This window comes from Streptomyces sp. NPDC002156 (genome assembly GCF_053593675.1).
This window is the reverse complement of sequence record NZ_JBSFDA010000285.1, coordinates 1-7,652: the sequence shown is the minus strand read 5'-3', so window position 1 is coordinate 7,652 and position 7,652 is coordinate 1. Positions and strand designations below refer to the sequence as shown.

Below are 7,652 nucleotides of genomic sequence, written 5' to 3'. Positions count from 1 at the left end.
GCGTGAGGGGTGGGGGGCTGGTTTTTTTCGCCCCCGCCGCCCCTACCCGTCCCATCCCGTTCCTGGGGGCTGCGCCCCCAGACCCCCCTTCGGCCTGAACGGCCTCGTCCTCAAACGCCGGACGGGCTGGGATGGCTGGCCTTGTTCTCCAGCACCGGACGGGCTGAAAGATCCAGCCCGTCCGGCCGCTTGTTCAGCGGGAGTAGCGCATCAGCGCTCGGACCATGTGGCATGTCGTGTCCGACGGGGGGTGGATGCCGATCAGGTTTGCCGCGCTGCGGATCGTTTCGTTGCGGGCCTGGTTCGGCATGTAGACGCCCGAGTCGAGCAGGGCGATCGCCAACCGCATCGCCTTGAGGCGGCGGTTGTGGGTGACGTACCACTCGCGGGGGCGGCCCGGCGGCAGCGGGCGCTTCTCCACGGGGGCGTACGGCAGTTCGAGCAGGACCCCCCTCCTGGCGGTGGACTGGGTGGGCGACGGCTTGAGAGCGGCAGCGGGCACAGGCATCCTCCTGTCGCGGTCAGGGTGTCGCCGGAACGCCCGGCGACACCCTCGAACACTTATCCCATTCTACTGCCTGGCACTGACAAAAGGGCCTGGCCACAAGGCCTCTCGCGTACCGTGGGCCCCATGGAAATCTGGATCAACCCGGCCTGTTCGAAGTGCCGCGGAGCGCTGTCGCTGCTCGACGCCGCGGGTGCCGAATACACCGTCCGGCGCTATCTGGAGGAGCTGCCCAGCGAGGGCGAGATTCTCGACGTACTCGAACGGCTCGGGCTCGAACCCTGGGACATCACCCGGACCCAGGAAGCCGTCGCCAAGGAGTTGGGGGTGCGGGAGTGGGGGCGGGAGGAGGCGGATCGGGAGCGGTGGGTTGCCGCGCTTGTCGCGCATCCTCGGCTCATTCAGCGGCCCATCATCACCGCCGATGACGGGAGTGCCGTTGTCGCGCGAACTGACGACGCTGTGCAGGATGCTTTGTCCCGGCGTCCAGCCGTGTGACGTACGTTACTTCGGTGGCTTCCGTAACCGCTGAGTAACACCGTTCGGTATCTCGTACATAGCGGCGTCCGCTCCCCTATCTCTTCAGGAGGCGCGCATGTCGCGTAGGAGAACTGTCGGTACGAAGAAGAAGCTCGCGCTGTTGGTCAGTGCCGTGGCGGTGGCTGGCGGTGGTGCCTTTGCCATGGCGGCCACCTCCAACGCGGCGCAGACCGCCGCCGATTCGACCGTCTGTCAGGGGCTCGCCACCGCCCTCGGCAACAACCAGAGCTTCATCGCGGGGCAGAAGGCCAGTCCGGACGCCCAGTCGGCCGCCCGGATCGCCAACCGTGAAGCGGTCATCGCACAGATCAAGGTTCAGCAGGAAGCGTCCGGGTGTGTGGTTGGGGAGTCGGCTCAGGACTCCCAGGTCACGCCGCCCGCCGCGCAGCCTGTCACTCAGGCCCCGTCGCCGGCTCAGACCGCCTCGCCCGCGGCGCCCGCCGCCCCTGCCGCGCCCGCCAACGGGCAGCAGGTCTGCACCGGGTCCACCGTCACCCTCTCCGGGGAGGCCGGTGCGCCCGCCGCGTCCAGCAACCAGTTCCCCGCCGGGACCACGTTGCGCGTCACCAACCTGGACAACAACAAGTCCACGACGGTGCAGGTCACCTCGGTCTCCGGCAGTTGCGCCCTCCTCAACAACGCGGCCTTCGAGCAGGTCCGCGAGCCCGGCAAGTTCCTGATCCGCCGGGCGCTGATCGAGAAGGTGGGGTGAGGTTCCAGCGTCGACATCTGCTCGGAATGGGGTCCTGTCGCTCTCGGCCAGGGGTGGCAGGGCCCTTCCGTGTGCGGGTGCGTCGTCCGTCGGGGTCCCGCTCAACCCCTTCGCATACGAGTATCCGGCGCCGCTTCCCCTCAGGGGCCCTCAGTTCTCCTCCGCCCCTCCCCCAACCCTCCCTGCCGTCCTCCGCACGTGAAACGCGCCACAAGAACACCAGGTAACACGGGGTTCACATTCGAGCAATGATCGGGAAATCGCCTGTTGACAGGCTCGCGGGTAACAGGAAGCGGCGCCCCAGTGCCGCAGCGCCGCAGCACCCGCAAGTGCGCCTAGACCCACCCCGAAGGATGGTCCCGTGACCTTCAAGGCTGAGTACATTTGGATCGACGGCACCGAGCCGACGGCCAAGCTCCGCTCCAAGACCAAGATTCTGGCCGACGACGCCAAGGGCGCCGAGCTGCCGATCTGGGGCTTCGACGGGTCTTCCACGAACCAGGCCGAGGGGCACTCCTCGGACCGCGTGCTCAAGCCTGTCTCCTCCTACCCGGACCCGATCCGTGGCGGTGACGACATCCTCGTCATGTGCGAGGTCCTCGACATCGACATGACGCCGCACTCGTCCAACACGCGTGCCGCGCTGGTCGAGGTGGCCACGAAGTACGCCGCTCAGGAGCCGATCTTCGGCATCGAGCAGGAGTACACCTTCTTCGACGGCTCCCGCCCGCTGGGCTTCCCCGAGGGCGGCTTCCCGGCCCCCCAGGGCGGTTACTACTGCGGTGTCGGCGCCGACGAGATCTTCGGTCGCGAGATCGTCGAGGCCCACCTGGAGAACTGCCTCAAGGCCGGTCTCGCCATCTCCGGCATCAACGCCGAGGTCATGCCCGGCCAGTGGGAGTTCCAGGTCGGCCCGGTCTCCCCGCTGGAGGTCTCCGACCAGCTGTGGATCGCCCGCTGGCTGCTCTACCGCACCGCCGAGGACTTCGGTATCTCCGCGACGCTGGACCCGAAGCCGGTGAAGGGCGACTGGAACGGCGCCGGTGCGCACACCAACTTCTCCACGAAGGCGATGCGCGAGGGCTACGACGCGATCATCACCGCGTGCGAGTCCCTCGGTGAGGGCTCGAAGCCGCTCGACCACGTCAAGCACTACGGCGCCGGCATCGACGACCGCCTGACCGGTCTGCACGAGACCGCCCCGTGGAACGAGTACTCGTACGGTGTCTCCAACCGTGGCGCCTCGGTCCGTATCCCGTGGCAGGTCGAGCAGGACGGCAAGGGCTACATCGAGGACCGCCGCCCGAACGCCAACGTCGACCCGTACCTCGTGACGCGGCTCATCGTCGACACCTGCTGCGAGGCCCTGGAGAAGGCCGGCCAGGTCTGATCGCCGGATTGACCAGATAGTGAGAAGGGGTGTCCACCACACGGTGGACACCCCTTCTCTGCTTCCCCCCTTCTCTGCTTCAATAGGGACCATGGCCAGCTTCCAGAAGTACCTCGCGACAGGTCGTCACGACCTCGAGCCCTTCTGGCCTTCCCGTCAGCACCATGACTTCGACCGGGTGTGTTGTCGCGCGATGAACGCGCCGGCCCTCTAACGCCGTACCTCCCGGCCTTCGGCCAGCGCGCAGTCGACGTACGTCAGTCCAGACGACCTCCTCGCGCGAAAGAGCTGACCTCTCATGGCGACCACCACTCGTTCCCTCTCTCCCGTCTCTCCCCTCTCCCCGGCCCCCGCGTCCCCCAACGGCTCCGCACGGCACCGACTGCGTGCCGTCGACCGGGACGAGGTGGTCGACGTCACGGACTTCCTGCCGCCGGGCGCCACCTGGCTGCCGGCTCCCCCGCACACGCTGCCCACGCTGCCGGGCCAGCCGCCGATGATCGGCTACCTGGTGCTCGTACCGGCCGACCAGCAGCCTCCCGTACTGCCGTTCGCGCTCCCGGACCCCGAGCCGGCCCTCGCGCCGGAGCAGCCGGGTACGGACGGCGGGCGGCCCCTCGTACGCGTCGACAACGTGCAGCGCACCGCCGAGGTCGACGGGCAGCCGCTGGATCTCACGTACCTGGAGTTCGAGCTGCTCGCCCATCTCGTCGCACACCCGAACCGGGTGCACACCCGCGACCAGTTGGTCACCACGGTGTGGGGCTACGGGCATGTCGGTGACGGCCGTACCGTCGACGTCCACATCGCCCGGCTGCGCCGCAAGCTCGGTACGGAGCACCGGCAGGCGATCCAGACGGTTCGGCGCGTCGGGTACAAGTACACGCCCCCGACCGCGCGTTGACCCTGTCACCCGTACCCAGGGGTGTGCCTCGCACCACCCCCCGGTACGGGTGTTCGCGTCAGTGACCCCGCAGGCCCGTAACTGATGGCTCGGGGACGTTCGAACGCGGTGATCGCGGGGCATCCTGTCGTCACGGAGCGGGCGATCACCGAGCACACGTCCAACATTTTCGCCGAACTCGGACTTGCGGTGCCGGACGGCGACAATCGCCATGTCCTGGCGGTACTCGCCTATCTGGACCAGGGGCGTTGAAAGCGCACGAAAGTCGATGATGTCCGTCCCCGTTCGACGATATCCGCCCCCTGGTCGGGCACTTGTTGTAAGAGATCCGCAACTCCCGGTATTGCAGGTGAAGTTGGGGTCGAATTGTCCCGCGAATCTCTCACCAATTTCTGAGGCGGCTGAACACTCCTGGGACGCCCCGCGTATCTGATGGCGCCGCTTCACTCCTGTCGGGCGCCTCGATAGCCCCGCAAGGAAGTCAGAGGAGTTCCATGGGACGCAACACACGTAAACGACGCTCACCATTGGCCGTTCGCGCCGTGGCCGCATCCGCGGCCCTCGCGATCGGTGGTGGTGGCCTGGTCTGGGCGAATTTCTACGCCTCGGCGCACGAGGAGACCGGCGCCCAGAACCAGACGAAGGCCGCCGCCGCGCAGGTTGCGACGATCGACTGCCCGGACGTCGGCCAGCAGCTCACCAATGTGCCGCGCGGCGCTCGCAAGAGCGTTGCCAAGGAGTTGTCGAAGCTCGACCAGCAGGTCACGGATGCCTACAAGCGTCTCGCTGACACGCGTCAGGCTCAGGCGGGGGATGCCAGCTACGTCGACAACGCCATTCTCAGCCCGCTGAAGTCCAAGCGGACGGCCACCATCGACCGGATCAACATCAACATCCGCAACGCGGGCGGCAAGGGCGGCCAGGCCGACCAGCTCGCCGGGTGCACGGGTGTGCCGGCCGAGCAGCCGGAGGTCGTCGACGGCAACAACGGCGACAACCAGAACAACGGTGGTGACCAGAACAACGGCGGGAACCAGAACGGCGGCGACCAGAACAACGACGGTCAGGACCAGAACAACGATGGTCAGGACCAGGGCAATGACGGCCAGGACCAGGGCGGCGACGCCGGTCAGGACCAGGGCAACGGTGGTCAGGCCGGCAACGGCCCGGTAGCCGCCGACTTCCAGGACATCACGCAGGTCCAGCCGAACGGCGGCCCGCAGGGCGTCAACGGCAACGGGCTCCCGGCGAACGGTGACTCGGGTTCGACGGGCACGTTCACCACGGCCTGTGGCACCAACGAGAACGAGAACCGCAACTCGGACAACGTGATCGTCGCCCCGGGTGTCAGCAACGGTGCCCAGCACCAGCACGACTACGTCGGCAACCAGGCCAACAACGCTTTCGCGAGCGACCAGGACCTGGCCAACGGCAACACGACCTGCCAGAACCAGGGTGACAAGTCGTCGTACTTCTGGCCGGTGCTGCGTGTGCAGGACGGTCAGAACGACATCGACGCCAACGCCCCCGGTGGCGGTCAGGACGGCAACGTCGGCACGATCCTCCAGGCCAGCCAGGCAGAGCTGAAGTTCGTCGGCAACAAGACGAGCGATGTCGTCGCGATGCCGACTGCCCTGCGCATCATCACCGGTGACGCCAAGTCCTTCGTGAACGGCCTGAACAACGCCAACACGAACTGGAGCTGCACCGGCTTCGAGGACCGTCAGCTGACGGACAAGTACCCGATCTGCCCCGAGGGCAGCTCCGTGGTGCGGACGTCCTTCTTCCAGAGCTGCTGGGACGGCCAGAACATCGACAGCGCCAACCACCGGACGCACGTCGACTTCGTCGAGCAGGACGGCAGCTGCTCCAACGGCTTCCAGGCCATCCCGCAGCTTCAGGTCCGTCTGGTCTACGACGTAGCGGCCCCGCAGATCAACAACGGGCAGGTCGTCAACCCGTTCGCGGTGGACGCCTTCCCGGACCAGCTGCACAAGCCGATCACCGACCACAACGACTTCATCAACTTCTTCGACCAGAACACGATGAACGAGATGGTCCAGTGCATCAACAGTGGTCAGAACTGCCAGTGACCTACTGAGCAGGGCAGCACAAGGCACATAAGGAAGCCGGCGGTGGGATTTCCCACCGCCGGCTTTCGCTTGCTTCCCCGGGCCCGCCCGGACTTCCTGAGCCGGGCCCGATGCCAGGCGGTCAGCTGCTGTGACCGGTGCTGTTGTGGCTGCCACCGGGATTCATGTGCGCGGATCCCTCCTCCAGGGCCCCGCCGAGCGAGTCCTGCAGTGCCGCGACCGTCTTCTCCGGGCCGACGGCGACCCACTTGCGGCCGACGAGGTAGTAGCCGCCGTAGTCCTTCGCCCCGCTGAGCCATTCGGCCTGACCGCGGTCGGTGGCGAACGTCGCGAGGACGAACTTGCCGTCGGAGTTCTTGCAGATGGCCTGGCGGATCGTGTCCGCGTCCGTCTGCATGTTCGGCTTGCAGCCCGCCTCGCTCGCGAGGTGTTCGAGGCTGCCGGTCGCGGCCACCGGCACCGCGTCGGTGGCATCGTGCCCGGACGCGTGCTCGTCACCGCCCCCGCAGGCCGTGAGCGCCAGCCCCAGCACCGCCACGGCTCCGACCGCCGCACTTTTCGGTCGCGTCAACCTCATCTGTCGTTCCTCCGGTCGTTCCGACGCCGAGCCGTTCGGCCCATGCCGCAGAGGGCCCAGGCAAGGGGCCTCTTCTTCGATACGGCTCCCACGCGCCCAACGCTCAATCGGTTCACCTCCACCGCACACCCGGGTCCCCTTTCGGCGCGCCAGGTGACCATCCACCGATTCGCTCGTTCTGCTGAACGTGCAGTCACAGGATGTCGCCTCGAACCCCAACCCCACCACCGGCACCAACGCCAAGGGCCGCCCCGTCGTCGACGTGGAGCAGGCCGAGGCCGCGCTCGTCGAGCACTACCCGCGGCTCGTCCGGCTGGCCTATCTGGTGCTGCCGCCGAGCCTCGGTCGCAACCGGCGCGTCCTGACCGCGCACGCCCTCGTCCAGCGCGCGCTGCCCAGGGGCCGCACCTCCTCGACCGCGATCCCGGCCCAGTCCAAGGGCCGCGCGGGCGACGCCGGTTACGCGCTGGTCCGCCTCCAGGTGCTGCGTACGGCGCTCACGGCCGGGCAGCCGTGGCGGGGCCGTACGCTGCCGAAGCGCTCGCAACTGCCGCCGCTGCTCCCCCAGGTGTGGGGCCTGCGCCTCTTCCCGCGTTCGGGCGGCGCCGACGAACTCGCCCTGGACCAGCGGCTGTCGGCCCTGTCCGGGCCTGCCCGGGCCGCGTACGTCCTGCGCGGCCTGGAGAAGCTCCCGGACAGCGACGTACGCACCGCCCTGGAGGCCGCCGGGGTGGACCGGCCGACCGAGGCGCTCCGCGAGGCGGACGAGGTCCCGGCGCAGTACGCGCTGCTCGGCTCCGCCGAGTTCGACCCCTGTTCGCTCCAGGCCCGCCCCACCGACCTGATGCGGCGCAGGCAGCACCTCAAGGCGGCGCTCGTCGCCGCGGCGGCCGTCGCGGTGTGCGGCACGCTGCTCCGGTCTTCACCCGCA

The 7,652-nt window shown here is 68.1% G+C and carries 7 protein-coding genes and 2 pseudogenes; 7 read left to right on the top strand and 2 right to left on the bottom strand.

The genetic code is table 11. The features are described 5' to 3' along the window. Positions 1-193: 193 nt before the first annotated feature. Complete coding sequence (locus ACWCRB_RS48010; protein WP_451002099.1) at positions 194-502, bottom strand: hypothetical protein; 309 nt, start codon at positions 500-502, stop codon at positions 194-196. A 129-nt stretch (positions 503-631) separates the two neighbouring features. Here ACWCRB_RS48010 and ACWCRB_RS48005 point away from each other — a divergent pair, with 129 nt between their 5' ends. The 6 genes and pseudogenes from ACWCRB_RS48005 to ACWCRB_RS47980 all read left to right on the top strand — a co-directional run bounded on the left by ACWCRB_RS48005 (position 632) and on the right by ACWCRB_RS47980 (position 6,144). Next, positions 632-1,003: an arsenate reductase family protein gene (locus ACWCRB_RS48005; RefSeq protein WP_451002098.1), complete on the top strand. Its 372-nt coding sequence runs from the start codon at positions 632-634 to the stop codon at positions 1,001-1,003. Between the two features lie 97 nt (positions 1,004-1,100). Then, entirely contained in the window at positions 1,101-1,757 is a 657-nt protein-coding gene (locus ACWCRB_RS48000) for a hypothetical protein (protein ID WP_451002097.1), read from the top strand. Between the two features lie 361 nt (positions 1,758-2,118). Continuing rightward, positions 2,119-3,147 (top strand): glutamine synthetase, encoded by a 1,029-nt coding sequence (gene glnII / locus ACWCRB_RS47995; protein WP_451002096.1) that lies wholly within the window; start codon positions 2,119-2,121, stop codon positions 3,145-3,147. Positions 3,148-3,445: 298 nt separating this feature from the next. Next, positions 3,446-4,051: a winged helix-turn-helix domain-containing protein gene (locus ACWCRB_RS47990; RefSeq protein ID WP_369030869.1), complete on the top strand. Its 606-nt coding sequence runs from the start codon at positions 3,446-3,448 to the stop codon at positions 4,049-4,051. Between the two features lie 81 nt (positions 4,052-4,132). Further along, positions 4,133-4,303: pseudogene (locus tag ACWCRB_RS47985) on the top strand (DNA-binding response regulator); the annotation flags it as partial. A gap of 242 nt (positions 4,304-4,545) precedes the next feature. Next, complete coding sequence (locus tag ACWCRB_RS47980) at positions 4,546-6,144, top strand: DUF1996 domain-containing protein (protein WP_451002095.1); 1,599 nt, start codon at positions 4,546-4,548, stop codon at positions 6,142-6,144. A gap of 121 nt (positions 6,145-6,265) precedes the next feature. On the opposite strand, the gene ACWCRB_RS47975 is transcribed toward ACWCRB_RS47980, so the two are convergent. Beyond that, on the bottom strand, positions 6,266-6,721 hold the full coding sequence (locus ACWCRB_RS47975; RefSeq protein WP_451002094.1) for a hypothetical protein: 456 nt from the start codon (positions 6,719-6,721) through the stop codon (positions 6,266-6,268). Positions 6,722-6,908: 187 nt separating this feature from the next. Between ACWCRB_RS47975 and ACWCRB_RS47970 the strand changes: the two are divergent. Next, positions 6,909-7,652 (top strand): annotated as a pseudogene (locus tag ACWCRB_RS47970) (hypothetical protein); the annotation flags it as partial.